Origin of the sequence: Polynucleobacter sp. Fuers-14, from assembly GCF_018882045.1 — a bacterium.
In the GTDB taxonomy this organism is placed as follows: domain Bacteria; phylum Pseudomonadota; class Gammaproteobacteria; order Burkholderiales; family Burkholderiaceae; genus Polynucleobacter.
Genome location: NZ_JACVPG010000011.1, coordinates 230,289 through 250,603, shown reverse-complemented (window position 1 = coordinate 250,603; position 20,315 = coordinate 230,289). Strand labels below are relative to the sequence as shown.

The window sequence follows — 20,315 nt, the reverse complement described above, 5'->3', positions numbered from 1 at the left end:
ACCGATAAGGAGCTTAGAATGATCCAAGACCGTTTAAACAACCGACCTAGAAAACGATTAGGATTTAAAACCCCCAATGAAGTATTTATGCAGTCCTTAAACCGTGTTGCACTTCGTGTTTGAATCTACGAAATATTATTAATGTTAAAAACCTTGAAAATTTTGGCAACCATTTAGCGTCTCCAATACACTCAATACCTTTACCACACAAATCATTTCGAAAGATGGGGTCCACTCCTAAATGTTAGCCACCACTATGTTCGGGGGATCTAATTCCTCGCTCGAATCATCACGTATTGCATTCCATCGCCTCAATCCAGACGTATCTCTTCAAAGCTATATACATAATAAACGTTGTCAACTTGGGGCCGCAGTTTCATCAATGCAGCGGATCTACCTAGACCAGCGCTTCTGGATCATGTTTAGAGACGCCTCTGTAAGTCACGGCGAAGATAAGGTGATTTTTGATTTGCTAGCTCTACTGAAGAATTTGGTCAGCAAAGGCAAGGTGATTTGCCCAATTTCCGAATCTGTTTTCATCGAACTGCTTAAGCAATCTGACAAATCAACGAGGCGTGCTACCGCTCAGTTAATTGATGAGTTGAGTCTTGGTATATCACTTATTTCGTTTGAGGAGCGAGTTCGCCAAGAGATATGTAACTCGTTTTATGGGCAGGCAGGCATAATTGACCTAATCCCTCTCCAGCAACTTGTTTGGACAAAGTTAGCCAACGTGCTCGGCGAAACCCATCCATTCAATATGCCATTCTCACGAGATGAGGAGTTAGTAATTCAGAAGGCGTTTTCTGACCTGATCTGGAATACCTCTCTAGTTGACCTGCAGGGGTACATTGATGTGCCACTGCAGCTCAACCAAGAGGCTCTAGCTACACAACTAAATGCCGAAAATAATGCACACCAATCTATGATAGGCAGCTATCCTCAAGCATTTCGAGCCGAATTCGAAGGGGGTCTTAGTCTTTTTCAATATGAGATGTCGGCACTAGTTAAGGAACTCATTGAACGGGGCTTAGATTTTGATGTAAAGCTAGCCCACCTTAATAAGAAGGAATTTAAGGTATTTTCACAATCGATACCAAGTTTGTATATTTATGCAGCTTGCCATGCCGCCGTTAGGTGGAATAAAACAAAAAATCTTTGTGGCAATGACCTTTTTGATTTTCATCATGCGGCTGCCGCTTTAGGTTACTGCGACGTTTTTCTCACCGAAAAGCCCCTGGCGCACATGCTTTCCCAGCGCCACCTCGGACTAGCTAAGCACAAATGCGAGATCTTCTGGTCGCCCGCTTCAGCCTTAAATTGGCTGCGAGAGAATCACAGCTAGCCTCAGCCCATCGATAAAGCCTTGCGCGCTTGCTGCAATCGAATATTACACAGAGAATCCCAGCATGGATTACTGTGATGGCAAAAGTATTTGGTGCCGCTTGCCGGAATCGAACTGGCGACCTTTTCATTACGAATGAACTGCTCTACCAACTGAGCTAAAGTGGCAACTGGCGGAAACGGAGGGATTCGAACCCTCGATACTTTTACAAATATGCCGGTTTAGTAGACCGGTGCCTTCAGCCGCTCGGCCACGTTTCCGTAATTTGATTATAGAGAGTAGCGCTAAGTGTGGAGCACTGAAACACATCAAAACTAGCGCTCATGCTTCATATACTGAAACCCCATGTTTGAGGGATATTTAATTTATTTCAATTCAGATATAAACGCTATATCTAGTTAATTCTATTTTTTATACTAAAATTCAATAAGAATTCACCATGCTGAAATATCTGAAGTTAATGGACCAAGTTAAACAACTCAATAAGCAGTTTGACTTAAGTTATCACGAGATTGAATTACTTGATTTGGCCGCTAAAGCGCATTTCTCGGAACAACCCATCTTTGTTGGAGATTTAATTCATCAAAGAAACATTGCGTCCCAGGCAACCCTTCATGCGGTACTTAAGAGATTGATAGAGAAAAAGTTGCTTTCCACCAAATACCATGAAGATGATGGCCGAGTTAAGAAGGTGACTTTAACAAAAGCATCCATAGAGCATTACAAAAGACTTCATCGCGAAATCAATAGAGCATCTACCAAGTAGTCATGTGCGACGATAGACTTGAGACCAAATTTCAGATCCTTTTAACCTTCCCAAACAACCCTCAATGAAAAACTTATTTCTAGGTTATTGGTTAATGCAAAAATAAACAGGCCCCATTATTAGCATGATTACCCAAATTATTTCCCCTCAACTCATAGGATGGATGAACGATTTGGGTCCATTAGCCAATCTAATTGCAGTCTTAAGCTTTATAGGCACAATGTTTATATTTACCAGATGGATTGTGCGTCTACTTTTTAAAAAAAACATACCCAGCAGTATCGAATCTTGGGCTCTGGATAAGTTTGGATCAAGTGGAACAAGCATCTCTGCAAAGTGCAGGAAATCTATAAAGATAGCCATCGTAGATGACGAGCCAGGAAATATTGCGAGTCAACTGCTGGCAAATCTCGGTTATAAAGTTTCGATCTACACATCAATATCACTGGCAGCCATTGACGAGCTACTAAGCTATGACCTTGTGATTTTAGATATAACAAATGTTGTGCCTGAAGATCCCAAAAAAGGAGGGATGCTCATTATTAAAACCCTAAAATCCGCCCTTAAACCTCCGCTTGTTATAGCAGTATCGGGCAAGAGATATGACCCTTCAACAACCGAATTTTTTAAACTTGCAGATTTAGCACTTAAAAAACCAGTTCAAGCGGATAAACTTTCGAGCGCAGTGAATGATATTTTGACCCCTCTATTCTCTCTGCATGGTGTTGCTAAAAGCTTAGACACTGCAATAAGCATGAATGGACTTCAGTCTCAGGGCGATGTTTTAAAAATTAATCATCTTGTCATCAAAGAAGTCCAAGAAAAGACTAAAAAAAAGCCACTTATTTTCTCAACCAATAAAATCGTCAACGAAAGAATTATTGACCTAACTGATCGCTTTAAATTCATAAGAAAAAATGATGGAAATAAGGAAACTCCTTAAGACCAGCGCTTTTAGAGCTCCATGGCCCACAAGAATTGGAGGCGATGTAGTAGCCTCTTTGATGCAGGAGCCAAGCATTTGTAAAAAATGCAAAACCCACTCATGTGTAACTGAAAGACCAATGCTTTTGGGTTCAGTCTGTTCAGATGGGTTAACTTATTTTGGAACATCAGTTTCTGGCATTCATCTTGTTATCTATGGCCTAACAAGCCTTTCAAATAGAGAGGTGCTAGGTAAAAAATTTGGAACTCAAAGGAAGCATGAGCTAAAAGGAAGGGCAATTAGTCAATCCGATGTTAATAACTGGATTGAGTCCATTAAACAACTCGATAAAATCTTGCAAGAGGAGCGTGACTTGGATCTCGGCGAGAAGCTAGAGGCTCTTCATGAAACGCCGAAGCTAGCAGAAGAAATTAAAATTGCAGCAGAATATCTGATCCAAGGTAAGCCAGGGGTAACTCTTGAAGAAAAATTTAATGCATCCTCGCGAATCGAGAAAACGATATTTAAAGCATCTCAGATTTTGGTAGATACATTTGATTTGCTTACCGTATTTCTCAATCCAGATAGCGCAGGCCTGGGAGAATTAATTTCTGTAATGCCTTATAAATTAATCCACAAACTAACTTTCATTCTAAGCACTCAAAGCGATGAGAGAACTAAAAAGATAGTTAATTTTGTCGGATCATGTAGATCCGAATATAAGGTATTTGACTCATTCAAAATAATACCGATGGCTCTTCTTAATAATGCCCTCAAATACTCCCTAGGCAATCAGAATGTAGAAGTTCACTTTGAAGAGCAGGGCCAGAGCACTAAGATTTCAATAGTTTCAATTGGGCCCTATCTTGACGATGATGAGATAAAAATGATCTATCAACGAGGCTACAGAGGGGCTTCCGCAAAAAAAATTAATTCGGCAGGGATGGGGATTGGACTCTATGTTGCTCAAGCCGCAGCACAAGCAAACGGCACAACAATTAAGGCCTCAAGCACTCTCCTTAAGACTAAATTAAACGGTCATGATTTGGCACGCAACACCTTTACCTTTTATGCACATGATGCACCCAGTAGGGGCAGGTCTGGATAGACTTTTTATTTTAAGCATTCCTCACACATTGCAAGAAAATTTGCGAAAGAGTTCCCGGACTTTGAGGGCTCGAAGCAATATTTTCAAGATATATGATAAATATGGGTGTAATTTTCAAGATGCTTGACGAATCGTTTTCAAGCTAACTGATTAAAAATTTGCAACCTATTGATTTATAAGCGCTGACATTTTTAAGATGGCTAAATATCATCAGATTTAGCCTATTTTTATAATAGGGACAGGCTGGTAGGTCAATTCCTACAGATAAATCAGCTTAAAGCCCTTACCGCTCCAATCCGTCCTGCCTAGACTGGATAGTCACCGATTGGAGAATGCTGATGAGCCCGAAATCCCGGCTGTACACGCTTGTAAAGGCATGGAAGAACAAACCCTTCCAAGAAGTACGAGACGCCTGTGGCGATCCCTGGCTTGGCCTTAGTAACCAAGCCCTTGAAGAACACCAATCCTGGTCTAAACGACAAGCGATTAGTCATGAACCCATTTTTAACCGCAAGGGAACCAAACTGACAGGATCTTTATTTAGACCATTACTGACTGCCTCTGACGTGCAATTGCTACGCCTTTTTATGGAAGGCTTGGACACCATCGCATATTGGTATCGCAGTGGTCGCTTTATTCCTGGAATTTTGCCAATACCAACACATGCCATAGCCTCAAGCGGCTACGTGGATGCAATGAGTGAACTGATTTTGAACTCACGCCTACCAGTGGGCTTGGTAAGTATCGGTATTCAAACTATTCCTGAGCCCGACAGCGCTGATGCTTGCAAAGAAGGATTACTTCGTTTGCGACGGCTTGGCGTCTTGTTGCACTTCCTTACATTCACTGGAAGCATTGAAGAGTTGCAGTGGATCACGGAAATGCAATTAGAAGGCGTTCATATCGATATGAGTCAAATACGTGAACATGAGATGGCAAGCGATGCCCTTTCTCAACTCAGGCAATCGCCCTATTCACCTACACAAATTTATGCCAGCAATATTGGATTGGTAAAAGATTTAGAAAACGCCTCCACTCTGATTGCTGACCATTCTTATGGTGGTCTCATGATGTCGCCTGTAAGCCGCCATCAGATGCTGCAGATTAACGATAGCCGTATCGCTAAAGCCATTTTTTCGCTGCACCCTCATCAACACCCAAACCAAAACGGAGACAAGTAATGAGAAAACGCGTGATGTTGGTAGATGACCATCCGGCAATGCTGATGGCTCTTAAAAGTATGTTGCAGGACCAGTTGCTATTTGAGATCGCAGGGCAAGCTCAGAATGGAGAGGAGTGCCTTAGGTCCATGAAAGAGGTGAACCCCAATATGGTGATCTTGGATCTCGATATGCCCAAGACGGATGGCTTTGATGTTATACGCCGTATTGGATTAATGTATCCCGAAGTTCGAATGCTGGTTCTTTCTAGCATGGACGAGGCTGTTTATGGCGGGAGAGTGCGCTCATTAGGTGGACATGGTTTTGTAAACAAAACTGCAGGTGCAGATGTCATCCTAGCTGCCTGCGTTGCAATATCCCAAGGCTATAACTTTTTCACTCACGGCAAAAATGGCAATAGCTCATTAAGTGACAACGATAAGCTTGCGTTAATTTCTGATCGTGAGTTACAGGTTATGAAATACCTGGGCAAAGGGAACTCAAACCAACAAATCTCTGAAATGCTACATATCAGCAATAAGACAGTAGCCACTTATAAGACCAGAGTTTTTGACAAGCTAGGTATTAACAATATTGCAGACTTGATTTTGTTCTGTCGCATGAACAACATTATCGAAAGCTAAATCAGCATGCATCGATCCATCACCCGCATATGCCTCTTTATCCTATTAAATGGGATATTAGGAAATACCTATGCGAACTTACTGAACTCAGCCGAGCAACGGTGGATCGATGCCCATCCCGTAGTACGTTTTAGCATTCATGAAAAATATGCACCTTACTTGGATGCCAATGAAAAGGGTGAGTCTGGGGTTTTCCATTGCTTTCTAAAAAAGCTCAGCGAATTTACCCAACAGGAGTTTTTACCGAAGTGGCGAAAGAGCGATCGAGAGGGGCTTCAGCAACTAGCCAATGGAGAGGTAGATTTCATCATTGATCCGCCCGCTATAGATGATGAGTATCTGAAATTTGGGTCCTTATCAGAAGCAATCTTTTGGGGGCATGACGCTATTCTGACTAAACGGTCCAAAAACGATGCGCCTATTGAGCCAATTAATATCGCCTACTTTGACCGTGGCTTTGAAAATCCACCAATACCCAATCACCCCCAAGCCAGCGTATCCGGCCATGCGGAAAAATTAGTATTTGATCTTCTCAAAAACGATATTGAAGCGCTTGTCTTACCGCTTCGTCTTGCGCAACAACTCATTCAGAAATTAAACGCAGACAAGTTACAGGTTGACGGGCTTTACAGTAGAGAGCCCTTTGAATATCGCTGGCTTATCTCGAATCAAGATGAAGCTTTGCATGGAGTACTTGAGCAGTTTCTCAATAATCTAGATCCAATCGCATCACGAGATCTTTTTAACATCAACGTGTCTACTTTTGAAAGAGGCCACTCATCCCCACCCAACCATTTACCTTGGCTCTCCACTTTGGCAATCCTACTGATAGGCTTTACCTTGCTTTGGCGTATGCATCAGAGACAAACAATTCAAAAACAAGAAGCGAAACACCTTATTTCATCGAAGGAGCAGGCAGAAAATGCAAACGCTGCAAAGTCTGTCTTCCTAGCCACAATGAGTCATGAGATCCGTACGCCAATGAATGCCATTTTGGGAGTGCAGGAGTTATTGCTCAGCAGCTCCCTACCTGCAAATGAAAAAACTTTACTGAAGAGCGCACACTCATCAGCAGAATCTCTTTTGGGAATCCTAAACCAGGTTTTGGATCTATCAAAGATAGAGGCAGGCAAGCTTACACTCAATATTGAGCCCTGCAATCTCAATGCTTTGATTGATGACATCGATTCGGCATTTTCGACCGTGGCCCATAGACAGAGTCTCAAGCTACATACTTCTAAAGATCCGCGCATTGCAGAAGTCTTGTTGTTGGATTCTTTACGTTTACGCCAAATACTGCAGAACCTGATTAGTAACGCCATTAAGTTCACCGATCATGGTGAAATCTATTTCTCTATCAGCGTGCTGGCAGATGATCATGCGGGACAATTAGTTGAATTCAGAGTCATTGATACCGGTGTTGGCATGGGTACAGAAGAGATTGCCATAGCACTCCAAGCTTTTGAGCAAATACCAGGCAATACCGAACAAGCGAATGGCACTGGTCTTGGCCTTACCATTACCAACCACTTAGTTACCTCCATGAACAGCCAACTTTACTTTGAGAGCGCACCTGGCTTTGGTAGCAATATTCATTTTTGCGTTGCATTTCCACGCACCAGCATTGCTGCAAACAGAGCCTCAAGACCTGAACATAGCAATATATCCAGAAAGCTAGTCTCCAAGCATGCTCAAAATAATGAGTCCTCATTACAAGCATTAGTTGTTGAAGATCATGCTGCAAGTCGCCAAATTATCTCGCTTCAACTTCAAGCCTTAGGGATTGAAGTATCGGTTTGCGATAACGCCACCACAGCTCTGGATCTCATCAGTCAACGGCATTTTGATCTTCTGCTAACCGATCAATCTATCCCAGGCATGCAGGGTTCAGAGCTTGCCAAGCACATACGTAATACAGGCAATCAAGATCTCATCATCATCGGCATTACTGCAGATATCTATGCCCTAGATTCACGCCATCAATTCTTGGAGGCGGGCATGAATGGTGTCCTGATCAAACCTTTAAGTCTCATGACTTTAGAGAATGAGCTGTCACGCTATTTCCAAGTCGAAGAATTAACTGAGACTACAACTCAAACTGGAGGTCTGGAGGAGTATTCATTTGATGCCTTTGGAAACCTCCTCAGAAATAGCCCAGAGTACATTCTGGTGATCTTGGAAGAAATTAAAAAGGTGCATGATGAGACCCTACTCACCCTAAGAAATGAAGCCGTAGATGAAGGCGCCTTCAGAAACATGGTTCATAAAGTCAAAGGAGGGGCTCAGCTCCTCAATGCCAAAAACTTTACTAGGGCATGTGAGGTCCTGGAGCAAGAGAAGAATTTAGATGCTCGAATTACCACCTTTATTCAATTGCTGGAGGACCAAAATCTAATTATTACTAGGTATCAATCTCAATATGCAAAGCTTTAATCTTTGATGCGGTGGGTTTATCCTATGGGAGATGCGTTTTTCTCCTCTTCGCCCATCCGCTTTTATCGCAATCCTCCTTTGGACGGCTAGTTCTTTAGCCTTTGCCGGCGAGACTGCATCCCCAGTAATTCCACCATCCGTAGCGAGTAGCCTCGAGCGCAATCAAATTCCTCTTGATACGGTAAGTATTTCAGTTCTAGAGATCGAACCCGGTCGCCCCGGAAAGAATGTAGCTAAGAAAGTTTTAGATTGGCGCGGTGGCGATCCAATGAACCCCGCTTCAACGATGAAGTTATTAACAACGCTTTCTGGTTTAGACATCTTAGGTCCTCAATATCGTTGGCGCACTAATGTCTATACCGATGGTGTTATTCGTCAGGGAGCTCTGAAAGGTAATTTATATTTACAGGGAACTGGTGATCCCAAGCTTGTTCCGGAAGAGTTAGCTAAGATGATGAAGGACCTTCAAGGTCTGGGTATCCAGAAGATTGATGGCAATCTATTCTTTGATCGCAGTGCTTATGCGGCTAATGTCATGGAGCAAAATACTATTGATGGCGAAGCTCTGCGTGCATACAACGTTCCGCCAGATCCTCTGCTCTATGCATTTAGAACTTTGTCGTTTCAACTAGGTAAGTCACGCACTGCGGATTTTATTGACATTAGTTACACCCCATCCCTCTCCCAGCTAAAGGTATCCAACCAAATGCAGCTGGTCGATCGCTCATGCGATAACTGGAAAAGCAATATCCGCTTTAATTTAGATCCGGAAGGTGTCACCAATACCGATCAGCCTTTAACTGCACAGTTCTCTGGGGCGTTCCCAAGCTCCTGTAAGGGAGTGAACTTTAACGTTGTTGCGCTTGACGCCAATACCTTTCTAACGCAAGGCTTCGCAGCCGCCTGGGAATTAGCTGGTGGCAGCTGGGCACAAGCTCCTATCGGTAAAGATGGTTCAGTTCCTTTAGCCGCCCGACTTCTTTTGCAATTTGAAGGCAGCAAACTTGCCGATGATGTCTTAGACATCAACAAGTACTCAAATAACGTCATGGCACGCCAAGTTCTTTTGACTATGGCTTTAGAGAAAATGGGTAAGCCAGCAACAACTGCCAATGGTGAGTTAGTGATTCAGAGTTGGCTCAAACAAAATGGTTTGGACTTTCAGGGGCTGGTGATTGAGAATGGCTCTGGGCTATCTCGCAACGAAGCAATCTCTGCCAGTCAAATGAATCAGCTCTTGCTCACTGCTCGTAATTTACCAGTGGGTGATATTTTATATAACAGCCTACCAATTGCAGGTACCGATGGCACGATGCGCAATCGCTTAATGGTTCAACTACGCAAGTTTTTACATCTGAAGAAAAAACCAGAAGCCAGAATTAAAACCGGTTCTCTTGCAGATGTGCGAGCGATCTCAGGTTATGTAATGAGTAAATCTGGAAAGATGTATGCGGTGACTTCATTCATCAACCACCCCAATGCTTGGAGGGGTCTAGAGGCGCACGATCAGTTGCTATCGTGGCTGCTTGAAGATGGGCCAGAACCAAAGCATGCGCGCTGAAGACGATCTCTAACGCCGTCCCACTCCTCGCCCGCTGGCGGTTCAGGGAACAAAATCAAATCCCAACCTTGCTGATCTAAATCACGCAAGGAGCGATATAGCCGACTCGCAAAGGCACCGCTATCGCTTGGAACCTCAACCTCCTCAAAGTGGGCCGAAGGATGCCCATCTTCGCTTAAGGAGGATTCTGAATCCCACACCGCTACAGCAACGCGCGATTTAATATCTGGATATTCAGTCAAGGCATCCAAGACACGACCCGGGGCATATAGGCGCAAAGGCGTAGTTGGTGCGTAATGGGCTTTGAGACTTCCAGATACCCTTGGTAGATCTGCCGTTGCTTCATTGGGCGCTTCATTCCCTTTTACTTCTCCAGGCTGATAAACCTTTACACCTGTCTTGGTAAAAATTTCACTTGGAGTGATTGCGCCGGGTCTGAGTAGCACAGCCTTATCGCCAGATGACAAATCAATGATGGTTGACTCGATACCGACTTCACAATCGCCACCATCCAAAATCATTAAATCCAACATACCCTCGAACTCATTACGGACGTCGGCAGCACTAGTCGGCGATACCTTACCAAAGCGATTGGCTGATGGCGCAACAACTCCGCCTTTAAATTTACGTAATAACTCCTGTGCAACAGGATGAGAAGGAGCCCGAATCGCTACCGTATCTTGGCCGCCAGTCAGTTCATTTAAAACACTTTTATCTTTCTTGAAGACTAAAGTTAATGGCCCTGGCCAAAAGGCGTTAATGAGCTTTAAGGCTTCCTCGGATAAGTCTCTTACCCACGGTGCCAAGAGCGCAACCCAATCGATTTGAGTTTGATCGAATTTATCTGGCGCAGCTAAATGAACAATTAGGGGGTGATTTGATGGGCGACCCTTAGCGGTAAAGATTTTCTTAATCGCTTCAGGATTTTTAGCATCCGCGCCCAAGCCATAAACGGTCTCTGTGGGGAATGCAACCAAACCACCGTCACGCAAGCTTTGTACTGCCTCATTAATCACTGCAGAAGATTGCAAGTGGGTACTGTCTGCGGACATTTCTAGGGCTCGATCCCTAGTTCGGTAGCAACAGCTACGCAATTTTTCCGAGCCTCATTGAGATTCTCGCCTAAGCAGTTAATGTGACCCATTTTTCTACCAATGCGTGGCGCAGATTTGCCATACAGGTGTAGCTTTGCATCAGGGTGAGCCAGAACTTTATTCCATGCAGGCTCTTTTGGTTGATCTTCACTACCCTCAAACCAAAGATCACCCAACAAGTTCAACATGGATACAGGCGCAAGCTGACGGGTATCACCCAAAGGCAAACGAGCCATTGCTCGTACCTGCTGTTCAAACTGACTGCTCACACAAGCATCCATGGTGTAGTGACCAGAGTTGTGCGGGCGTGGTGCGATTTCATTAGCCACGATGTCGCCGTTCTTCAGCACAAAGAATTCTACGCAAAGAACACCAACGTAATCGATCTTCCGAATCAGCGCCTTGGCTGCATCAATGATTTTCTTTTCCTGAGCAGGCTTCAGTGAAGGGGCTGGCACAGTCGAGGTATGCAAAATACCGTCACGATGGATATTTTGGGCCACTGGATAGGCTACTACAGCATCGTCATAACCACGCACTACCAAAGCTGACACTTCAAAATCTAATTCCATGCGCTTTTCTAAAACACAAGGTACGCGCCCGAACTCATTCCATGCGGTAGTCAATTCTTCTACGCTATAAACAGTCGCCTGACCTTTGCCGTCATAGCCCATGCGTGCAGTCTTTAAGATTCCAGGGAAGAGCTCCTTTGGAGTATGGGCAATATCAGCCTCATGCTCAATTACAAAGTTGGGAGCTGGGCCAATATTGGTTTCTGACTTCCAGGTAGCTAAGAAATTTTTCTCGGCAATACGATTTTGGGCAAGAGAAACGCAGCTACTGCGCGGCGCCACAAACACACCCAAAGACTCAAGCTCATCTAAAGCTTGAGCGGGAACGTTTTCAAATTCAGTGCTCACTGATGAACACAATGCAGCCATCTCTTTTAAAGCGGCGCTGTCAGTGTATTGCGCTTGAATAAATTTTTCGGCAATGGAGCCTGCGGGACTATCAGAGCCAGGGTCGAGTACGCAAACCTTGTAGCCCATCGCTTGAGCGGCTTGAGTAAACATCCGCCCCAATTGACCGCCACCTAAAATTCCTAAATATGAACCCGGCAAAATGGGTTCCATACGATCTGCCATGTAATTAATATCCCGGCAAATTCATTGAGCGTGCAGCATCAGACTGCTTGGCACGGAAATCTTCTAAGCGCTTAGCTAATTCAGCATCATGCAAAGCTAAACCTGCAATCACATGCAAAGCAGCATTTGCTGCGCCGGCTTCACCAATCGCAAAAGTAGCAACCGGAATACCTTTAGGCATCTGCACAATAGAGTAAAGAGAGTCTTCACCACGCAAATATTTACTAGCGACAGGTACGCCATAAACAGGAACAATGGTTTTTGAGGCAAGCATGCCTGGTAAATGGGCTGCGCCACCCGCTCCAGCAATGATCGCCTGCAAGCCATTGGCTTGCGCTTTTTCTGCATACTGAAACATATCGTCTGGCATGCGGTGTGCGGAGAGTACTTTTGCCTCATGAGCAATGCCAAATTGCTCAAGCATTTGAGCGGCGTGCTGCATGGTGTCCCAATCTGAATTGGATCCCATCACTATTCCGACGATTGGCTTCTTGCTCATTTACCTCTCCAAATGCCTTATAACCATTAAGGACTCTATTATCCCTGACTCAAGAAGTCTCAGTAAGACGGGTAAGCGCTTCACGATACTTCTGGGCAGTCTTTTCAATCACATCCGCTGGCAATTGCGGTGCGGGGGCTGTTTTAGGCCATAACTTACCATCCACCATCGCGGTTTCCAGCCAATCACGCACAAACTGCTTGTCATAAGAAGGTGGGTTTGAACCTACATAGTAGGTTTCTGCAGGCCAAAAACGAGAAGAGTCGGCCGTCAGGATCTCATCCATCAGTACCAACTGCCCATTGGCATCTAGCCCAAATTCAAACTTGGTATCGGCAATGATGATTCCACGAGTAGCAGCGTACTCAGAGGCCTCTTTGTACAAACGAATACTCACTTCACGAATTTGATTGGCTAACTTTTCACCAATGAGCTCGATGACTTTTTCAAATGAGATGTTTTCATCATGTTGCCCAAACTCCGCTTTAGCAGCAGGAGTAAAAATAGGCTCAGGTAATTTCTGGGCATTCTCCAAACCTTCCGGCAAAGCAATACCGCAAACCTTGCCAGTTTCTTTGTAGTCTTTCCAGCCACTACCAGCCAAGTAACCACGAACTACTGCCTCAACCAAAATGGGCTTTAAGCGTTTAGCCACTACTGCACGACCCTTGACTTGGTTAACCTCATCCGCTGCCACCACGGTAGCAGGATCAATACCAGTCAAATGATTGGGAATCACTGCAGCTAATTTATCAAACCAAAAATTAGCCATTTGATTGAGAACTACACCTTTCTCAGGAATGGGCTCACCCATCACCACATCAAACGCAGAAAGACGGTCAGTAGTAATCATCAATAACTTGTCGTCATCTAATGCATAAACATCGCGCACTTTACCTTTGGATAACAAAGGTAAAGACTTAATAGAGGTAGCGTACAAAGCAGGCATATTTAAATCACTTCACAATTTGTGTTAATTTGCCGCTCTTGTATAGCTCAGCCATCTGCTCTAAAGAAATCGGTTTAATTTTAGAGGCTTGACCAGCAGAACCAAATGCCTGGAAGCGTGCAATACAAACCTTCTTAGCGGCTTCACGAGCTGGCTTCAAATAATCGCGTGGGTCAAACTTGCTTGGATTTTCAATAAAGTAACGGCGGATCGCACCAGTCATCGCCAAACGAATATCCGTATCGATATTGATCTTACGAACACCGTTCTTAATACCTTCTTGAATCTCTTCTACAGGAACGCCGTAGGTCTCCTTCATATCGCCACCGAATTCACGAATCTCAGCGAGCAATTCTTGTGGGACACTCGAAGAACCGTGCATTACTAAATGGGTGTTTGGGATGCGCGCATGAATTTCTTTAATGCGATCAATTGCCAAAATATCGCCTGTTGGCATTTTGCTGAACTTATATGCGCCATGGCTAGTGCCAATCGCAATCGCTAAAGCATCACACTGGGTTTCTTTCACAAAATCAGCGGCTTGCTCAACGTCAGTCAATAATTGCTCACGAGTCATCTTGCCATCAGCACCATGACCATCTTCTTTATCACCCTGCATTGTCTCCAATGAGCCCAATACGCCTAATTCAGCCTCAACCGTAACTCCGATGGAATGAGAGAACTTCACCACCTCTTTAGAAACCCCTACGTTGTACTCATAACTAGCCACTGTTTTGCCATCAGCCTCTAAGGAACCATCCATCATCACGCTGGTAAAACCACTTTTGATCGCAGCCATACAAACTGCCGGGCTTTGACCGTGGTCTTGATGCATCACCACCGGAATATGCGGATAAGCCTCAACCGCAGCAGAAATCAGATGGCGCAAGAATGCTTCACCAGCATATTTACGTGCGCCTGCTGAAGCTTGCATGATGACTGGGGAGTCAGCTTCATTTGCCGCTTCCATAATCGCCGTTACTTGCTCTAAGTTATTCACATTAAATGCTGGCAGGCCGTAACCGTTTTCAGCAGCATGATCCAAGAGTTGTCTTAAAGATACTAAAGCCATGATGTTCTCTTAATAAATAGTAAGGAGGTTAAAAATAAATCTGTTTTGAATCTTTTTAAATGCGAATTACTTCACATGAATAATCTTGAGGGTATTAGTGCCACCAGGCTCGCCCATGGGCTCACCTGAGGTGAGCACAACGGTATCACCTGTTTTGACAGCGCCCAATTTTTTCAGGCAAGTCTCTACCTCTTGTAGCGCGGTGTCACGATCTTTTGTGTAATCCAAGCCGATTGGGGTGACATTGCGATAGGTGCTTAATGCACGCTGCGTAGCGATCTTGGAGGTCAACGCAAAGATTGGTACGTGAATATTATGACGACTCATCCAAATTGCCGTTGAGCCGGAGTCAGTTAAAGCTGCGATCGCGTCGGCATTCAAATGATGGGCAGTAAATAAGGCTCCCAAGGCAATCGTTTGATCGATACGAGTAAAAGTCTGATCCAAGAAGTCGGTATCGAGTTTCACGCGATCTGACTTTTCTGCCTCAACGCAGATCTCTGCCATTGCCTTAATGGTTTGCACTGGATACATGCCTGCAGCAGACTCAGCAGATAACATCACCGCATCAGTGCCGTCCAATACCGCATTAGCAACGTCGCTGACTTCTGCACGCGTTGGTACTGGCGCATTAATCATCGACTCCATCATTTGCGTAGCCGTAATCGTAAATTTATCTGCCTCACGCGCCCAAGCAATCATGCGCTTTTGTAATGCAGGCACTGCTGCATTACCCACTTCAATGGCGAGATCCCCACGAGCAACCATGATGCCGTCACTCTCAGCAATAATGCTTTTAAGGGCTTCAGGCTCAATCGCTTCTGCACGCTCTACCTTGGCAATGGTTCTGACTTTGCCAACACCATACTTGACGCTTGCAGCATCTGCCAACTGACGGGCATAGGCCATATCAGCACCGTCTTTAGGAAAGCTAATCGCCAAGAAATCTACGCCCATTGAAATTGCGGCATCTAAGTCAGCAATATCTTTTTCAGTCAGCGCAGGAGCAGTTAAGCCACCACCAGCACGATTAATACCTTTGTTATTGGAGAGTGGTCCGCCCTGCTCAACAATCGTAAATATCTCTCCGCCTCTAACACTGTCAACCGTCAGCACCACTAAACCATCATTTAACAAAAGACGGTCGCCCGGCTTTACGTCGCCTGGCAACTCCTTGTAGTCAAGACCAACGCACCCTTGGCTACCCATCTCGCAATCAACATCCAGAGTAAATTTGTCACCTTCTTTCAGAAGAATTTTGCTATCCGCAAATTTACCCACACGAATTTTGGGGCCCTGTAAGTCGGCCATGATGCCAACCTCTTTACCCACTTCAGCGGAGATAGTTCGCACTAAATCGTGACGCGCTTTATGGTCAGCAACGGTACCGTGAGAGAAATTCATGCGCACTACATCTACACCCGCACGAATCATGTCACGCAACACTTCGGGCTTCTCGGAAGCAGGTCCTAAGGTTGCAATGATCTTGGTTGCTCTCAACATATTTAGTCTTTCGCTCTTTCAGCAAGTACCGCAAAGGCTGGCAAGGTTTTGCCTTCTAAGAACTCTAAGAAAGCGCCGCCACCAGTAGAGATGTAATCCACTTGATTCTCAATACCGTACTTTGCAATCGCCGCCAAAGTATCGCCGCCACCAGCAATCGAGAATGCAGGTGAGTGCGCAATGGCTGCGGCCAACATCTTGGTACCGCCTCCAAATTGATCAATTTCAAATACGCCCAATGGACCATTCCAAACAATCGTGCCAGCGTGAGCGAGCATGATGGATAAACGTGCAGCAGTCTTTGGACCAATGTCCAAGATCATGTCGTCTTCTGCAACCTGATCCGCAGGTACGCGGTTTGCGCGGGCTAATGGAGACAACTCATTGGCAACCACTACGTCTTCAGGAATCGGCACATGAGCGCCACGCTTTTCCATGATCTCCATGATCTCTCTAGCTTCATCAACCAAATCAGGCTCAGCAAGAGATTTACCAATAGGCAAACCTTTGGCCAGCATGAAGGTGTTTGCAATGCCGCCACCAACGATGAGCTCATCCACTTTCTCAGACAAGGCCTTCAAAATAGTAAGCTTGGATGAAACTTTAGATCCAGCAACAATGGCGACTAAAGGACGTTTTGGACTGGCTAGTGCACGACTTAGCGCATCTAATTCAGCAGCCATCAAAGGACCGGCACACGCTACTGGTGCGAACTTCGCTACACCGTAGGTGGTGGCTTCAGCGCGATGCGCCGTACCAAATGCATCGTTGACATACACATCACACAATGCAGCAATTTTTTTCGCTAATTCGTCGCTATTCTTTTTCTCACCCACATTGAGACGACAGTTTTCCAGCAGGACTACCTCGCCAGGATTCACTTCAAAGCCGCCATTCACCCAATCGCTAATTAAAGGCACTTTACGATTCAGCAAACTGGCAATGCGATCGGCTACCGGAGCCAAACTATCTTCGGGTTTAAATTCCCCTTCGGTTGGACGACCTAAATGCGAAGTCACCATCACTGCTGCCCCAGCATCCAAACACATCTGTACAGCAGGCATCGATGCCCGAATACGCGTGTCTTCTGTAATGTTGCCTGCCTCATCTTGCGGAACGTTCAAATCGGCACGGATAAATACCCGCTTACCCTTTAATTGACCTGATTGGGCTAATTCACTTAAACGCTTAACTTTAAATAAGGATTCCGGCATGAGTTTTGGTAAAGAAGTGGTTTATGGGGAATGTTCCATTCTAAAGGCTCTTGGCCCATCCACCCCCGAGGATCGGAGCCGACAGACTGCCCTGCCTGCTCTACAATAAGGACTTAAATGCATTCTGGGCCGGAAGACCAAACACTGCCAGCCTAGTGCTCTGCTTAAACCGCTGTTACAGATACTTAATAGACACAAAAGGTAAAGAAAATGTCGATGTCCGACCGCGATGGCTTTATTTGGACTGATGGGAAGCTAATTCCTTGGCGCGAGGCCAATATTCACGTGCTAACCCATAGCCTGCACTACGGAATGGGCGTATTTGAGGGCATCCGAGCCTATAAAACCCCCCAGGGAACCGCGATTTTCCGCCTTCCAGAGCACGTAAAGCGCCTTTTTAACGGCACTAAGATCTTCCAAATGAATATGCCTTACAGCCCAGAAGAGATCACCAAGGGCATTATTGACGTAGTTAACAGCAATAAGCTCGAAGCCTGCTATATACGCCCAATTATCTTTATCGGCTCCCAAAAACTCGGAATCTCCCCCAAAGGCAACAGCATCCACACCTCGATCGCCGCCTGGGAATGGGGTGCTTATTTGGGTGAAGATGGCCTAAATAAGGGTATTCGAGTTAAAACCTCCTCATTTACACGTCATTTCGTCAATTCTTCACTCGTTCGTGCCAAGGCATCGGGCTACTACATCAACTCCATTTTGGCTAACCAAGAAGTGACTGCCAATGGATACGACGAAGCTCTGTTGCTGGATACCGAAGGTTATGTTTCTGAAGGCTCCGGTGAAAACCTCTTTATGGTTCGCAACGGGATTGTGTACACACCAGATTTAGCCTCATGTTTAGATGGCATCACACGTGACTCCGTTATCCAGATCGCCAAAGATCTTGGCTATGAAGTTCGTGAAAAACGTCTGACTCGCGACGAAGTCTATTCCGCTGATGAGGCCTTCTTCACTGGTACTGCTGCTGAAGTAACTCCTATTCGCGAATTAGACGACCGCACTATTGGTGATGGCAAGCGTGGTCCTATCACTGAAAAAATTCAAAAGACGTATTTCGACGCAGTCTACGGAAGAAATGACCAATACAAATCTTGGCTCACTTACGTTAAGTAAAACATTAAGTAATTTCAGCAATTAGGAAACAGCACATGACTCAAGCTCAAGTGGTTATGGTGGATGGCAAAGATTTACCTTTACATTGCCCCACCAATAAAACTCCAGCATGGAACTCGCATCCACGCGTTTTTCTAGATATCACTGAGACCGGTGAAGCCAAGTGCCCATACTGTGGCACTGAGTACAAACTCATTCCCGGCACTGAGCCGCACGGCCACTAAGCCTTATCAGCACCTCTTCTTGAGGTGCTGAGTCGGGATACATTACATGCACGGTATTCTGATCATTGCCCCAAACTGGATTGGGGACGCTGTGATGACTCAGCCATTATTAGCATCTCTCAAAAAACAATATCCAGAAGCAAACATTGACGTACTCGCCAGCACTTGGGTTGCTCCAATTTATCGCGCTTGCTCTGAAGTACATGAAGTCATCGAAGCTAAGTTTGAACACAAACAATTGCAGTGGGGCTTACGCAAAAAACTAGCAAAAGAACTAGCGATAAAAAAATATCAAGCTTGTTTTGTTTTACCCAATAGTCTTAAGTCAGCACTCATTCCTTGGCTCGCTAATATTCCTTTTCGGGCGGGCTATCGCGGTGAATTACGCTTTGGCTTAATCAACTTATCACTAGATAATCCAAGCAAGGTAAATCGCCCGCCTATGGTGGAGCACTATCTTGCATTAAGCCAACTGCTTAATGAAGGGCAATCTGCATCAACAGGAAGCAATCTCGTACCCAAGTTAAATGTATCCTCTACCGCTAATCAATCGGTGAAGACCAAATTACTCAATGCCAAAGTTGATCCAGCTAACGTCTACGTGATGTGCCCTGGCGCTGAGTACGGCCCAACGAAACGTTGGCCCACAAGTCACTTTGCACAATTGGCGCAAAAACTCATTGCCAGCAATCCGCATAGTCAGATCATTCTTTTGGGTAGCAAAGGCGACCATGCACTTGCCCAAGAAATTCAGTCCCAGGCAAAGCAAAATAGTCACATTCATAACTGGTGTGGAGATACTTCACTAGATGAAGCGATTGCCTTGATCGGCATGGGCAAAGCGGTTATCAGCAATGACTCCGGCTTAATGCACATTGCGGCAGCCCTCAGAACCCCTCAAGTTGCCATTTTTGGATCAAGCGACCCAGCCCATACCCCACCTTTATCAGATAAAGCTAAGGTAATTTGGCTCAAGCTGCCTTGCAGTCCATGCCATAAAAGAGAATGCCCACTGGGTCACTTAAAGTGCTTAAACGACATCTTGCCAGAACAAGTATTCGCTACACTGAATGCATTGCAGCCATAACTCAGGAACAGTAAGCCATGACCAAACTTGCCAGACTTTTTCACAGTGCGGACGATGTTGTCGAAGCATGGCGAGATGCCTTACGTCATCGTGATATTCAAGGTGCTCTGGATATTTGGTTAGATGATGACTCCATTACCTGCGTTCTGCCAGAAGGTCATCGCCTAACGGGTCATGCAGAAATTCGTGAGGGCCTAGAGAGATTGCTCGCAAAGCAACCTTTATTCTTAGAGCCCATTGCTTGCATTAGCCATTCCGTTTTAGGTGCTGCGGTATACGACACTACAGAAGCAGTTCATCTGAGAGCCGATCAAGTGGAAGCAGAATTTTTTCTGAATATCACACTCGTGCTTCTACAAGACAGTCAAGGCTGGCGCATCGCGCATTTACATGCCAGTCACTCCACCGAAGAAACTTTCGACGCTCCCTCTACGCCCCACGGCTTGCACTAA

Annotated in this window: 19 protein-coding genes, 2 tRNA genes and 1 pseudogene; 13 read left to right on the top strand and 9 right to left on the bottom strand. The window is 45.1% G+C overall.

The features are described 5' to 3' along the window. Both ICN40_RS11740 and ICN40_RS08405 read left to right on the top strand, forming a co-directional pair. Positions 1 to 123, top strand: a pseudogene (locus tag ICN40_RS11740) (IS30 family transposase); the annotation flags it as partial. Positions 124 to 241: 118 nt separating this feature from the next. Then, positions 242 to 1,345, top strand: a complete 1,104-nt coding sequence (locus tag ICN40_RS08405) for a hypothetical protein (protein WP_216243361.1) — start codon at positions 242 to 244, stop codon at positions 1,343 to 1,345. A 91-nt stretch (positions 1,346 to 1,436) separates the two neighbouring features. On the opposite strand, the gene ICN40_RS08400 is transcribed toward ICN40_RS08405, so the two are convergent. Continuing rightward, positions 1,437 to 1,512: transfer RNA gene (locus ICN40_RS08400), tRNA-Thr, on the bottom strand. A 3-nt stretch (positions 1,513 to 1,515) separates the two neighbouring features. Further along, positions 1,516 to 1,605 (bottom strand) — tRNA-Ser (locus ICN40_RS08395). Between the two features lie 179 nt (positions 1,606 to 1,784). Here ICN40_RS08395 and ICN40_RS08390 point away from each other — a divergent pair. From ICN40_RS08390 to dacB, 7 genes are all read left to right on the top strand, one after another. Beyond that, positions 1,785 to 2,111 (top strand): hypothetical protein, encoded by a 327-nt coding sequence (locus ICN40_RS08390; RefSeq protein ID WP_216243359.1) that lies wholly within the window; start codon positions 1,785 to 1,787, stop codon positions 2,109 to 2,111. Between the two features lie 124 nt (positions 2,112 to 2,235). Beyond that, on the top strand, positions 2,236 to 3,054 hold the full coding sequence (locus ICN40_RS08385; protein WP_216243357.1) for a response regulator: 819 nt from the start codon (positions 2,236 to 2,238) through the stop codon (positions 3,052 to 3,054). Beyond that, positions 3,029 to 4,144: an ATP-binding protein gene (locus ICN40_RS08380; protein ID WP_216243355.1), complete on the top strand. Its 1,116-nt coding sequence runs from the start codon at positions 3,029 to 3,031 to the stop codon at positions 4,142 to 4,144. Before ICN40_RS08385 ends, ICN40_RS08380 begins: the two co-directional genes overlap by 26 nt. A 338-nt stretch (positions 4,145 to 4,482) precedes the next feature. Next, positions 4,483 to 5,325, top strand: a complete 843-nt coding sequence (locus ICN40_RS08375) for a diguanylate phosphodiesterase (RefSeq protein WP_216243353.1) — start codon at positions 4,483 to 4,485, stop codon at positions 5,323 to 5,325. Next, positions 5,325 to 5,948: a response regulator transcription factor gene (locus ICN40_RS08370; protein WP_072582788.1), complete on the top strand. Its 624-nt coding sequence runs from the start codon at positions 5,325 to 5,327 to the stop codon at positions 5,946 to 5,948. Before ICN40_RS08375 ends, ICN40_RS08370 begins: the two co-directional genes overlap by 1 nt. Before the next feature lie 6 nt (positions 5,949 to 5,954). Next, positions 5,955 to 8,381 (top strand): ATP-binding protein, encoded by a 2,427-nt coding sequence (locus ICN40_RS08365; protein WP_216243351.1) that lies wholly within the window; start codon positions 5,955 to 5,957, stop codon positions 8,379 to 8,381. 31 nt (positions 8,382 to 8,412) lie between these two features. Continuing rightward, entirely contained in the window at positions 8,413 to 9,942 is a 1,530-nt protein-coding gene (dacB, locus tag ICN40_RS08360; RefSeq protein WP_216243349.1) for a D-alanyl-D-alanine carboxypeptidase/D-alanyl-D-alanine-endopeptidase, read from the top strand. On the opposite strand, the gene ICN40_RS08355 is transcribed toward dacB, so the two are convergent. The 7 genes from ICN40_RS08355 to ICN40_RS08325 form a co-directional block, all read right to left on the bottom strand. After that, complete coding sequence (locus tag ICN40_RS08355; protein WP_072582785.1) at positions 9,888 to 10,994, bottom strand: L-threonylcarbamoyladenylate synthase; 1,107 nt, start codon at positions 10,992 to 10,994, stop codon at positions 9,888 to 9,890. The two genes, dacB and ICN40_RS08355, sit on opposite strands and share 55 nt — an antisense overlap. A 2-nt stretch (positions 10,995 to 10,996) precedes the next feature. After that, complete coding sequence (locus tag ICN40_RS08350) at positions 10,997 to 12,181, bottom strand: 5-(carboxyamino)imidazole ribonucleotide synthase (protein WP_216243347.1); 1,185 nt, start codon at positions 12,179 to 12,181, stop codon at positions 10,997 to 10,999. Positions 12,182 to 12,185: 4 nt separating this feature from the next. Then, on the bottom strand, positions 12,186 to 12,680 hold the full coding sequence (gene purE / locus ICN40_RS08345; protein WP_216243346.1) for a 5-(carboxyamino)imidazole ribonucleotide mutase: 495 nt from the start codon (positions 12,678 to 12,680) through the stop codon (positions 12,186 to 12,188). 49 nt (positions 12,681 to 12,729) lie between these two features. Then, positions 12,730 to 13,629, bottom strand: coding sequence for a phosphoribosylaminoimidazolesuccinocarboxamide synthase (locus ICN40_RS08340; protein WP_216243344.1), 900 nt, complete (start codon positions 13,627 to 13,629; stop codon positions 12,730 to 12,732). Positions 13,630 to 13,636: 7 nt separating this feature from the next. After that, on the bottom strand, positions 13,637 to 14,701 hold the full coding sequence (fba, locus tag ICN40_RS08335; RefSeq protein WP_216243343.1) for a class II fructose-bisphosphate aldolase: 1,065 nt from the start codon (positions 14,699 to 14,701) through the stop codon (positions 13,637 to 13,639). Positions 14,702 to 14,767: 66 nt separating this feature from the next. Further along, positions 14,768 to 16,204: a pyruvate kinase gene (gene pyk / locus ICN40_RS08330; RefSeq protein WP_216243342.1), complete on the bottom strand. Its 1,437-nt coding sequence runs from the start codon at positions 16,202 to 16,204 to the stop codon at positions 14,768 to 14,770. Positions 16,205 to 16,206: 2 nt separating this feature from the next. Further along, positions 16,207 to 17,418 carry a phosphoglycerate kinase gene (locus ICN40_RS08325; protein WP_216243341.1) on the bottom strand — a complete coding sequence of 404 codons (1,212 nt, stop codon included), beginning with the start codon at positions 17,416 to 17,418 and terminating at the stop codon, positions 16,207 to 16,209. Positions 17,419 to 17,628: 210 nt separating this feature from the next. On the opposite strand from ICN40_RS08325, the gene ICN40_RS08320 reads away from it, so the two are divergent. From ICN40_RS08320 to ICN40_RS08305, 4 genes are read left to right on the top strand one after another with little or no spacing between them, the layout of a single operon-like run. Continuing rightward, a complete protein-coding gene (locus tag ICN40_RS08320; protein ID WP_072582778.1) occupies positions 17,629 to 18,552 on the top strand; it encodes a branched-chain amino acid transaminase in 924 nt (307 codons plus the stop codon). A 35-nt stretch (positions 18,553 to 18,587) separates the two neighbouring features. After that, positions 18,588 to 18,776, top strand: a complete 189-nt coding sequence (locus tag ICN40_RS08315) for a zinc-finger domain-containing protein (RefSeq protein WP_072582777.1) — start codon at positions 18,588 to 18,590, stop codon at positions 18,774 to 18,776. Positions 18,777 to 18,822: 46 nt separating this feature from the next. Next, positions 18,823 to 19,863 carry a lipopolysaccharide heptosyltransferase II gene (waaF, locus tag ICN40_RS08310; RefSeq protein ID WP_216243340.1) on the top strand — a complete coding sequence of 347 codons (1,041 nt, stop codon included), beginning with the start codon at positions 18,823 to 18,825 and terminating at the stop codon, positions 19,861 to 19,863. A gap of 17 nt (positions 19,864 to 19,880) precedes the next feature. Beyond that, positions 19,881 to 20,315, top strand: coding sequence for a nuclear transport factor 2 family protein (locus ICN40_RS08305; protein ID WP_215358600.1), 435 nt, complete (start codon positions 19,881 to 19,883; stop codon positions 20,313 to 20,315).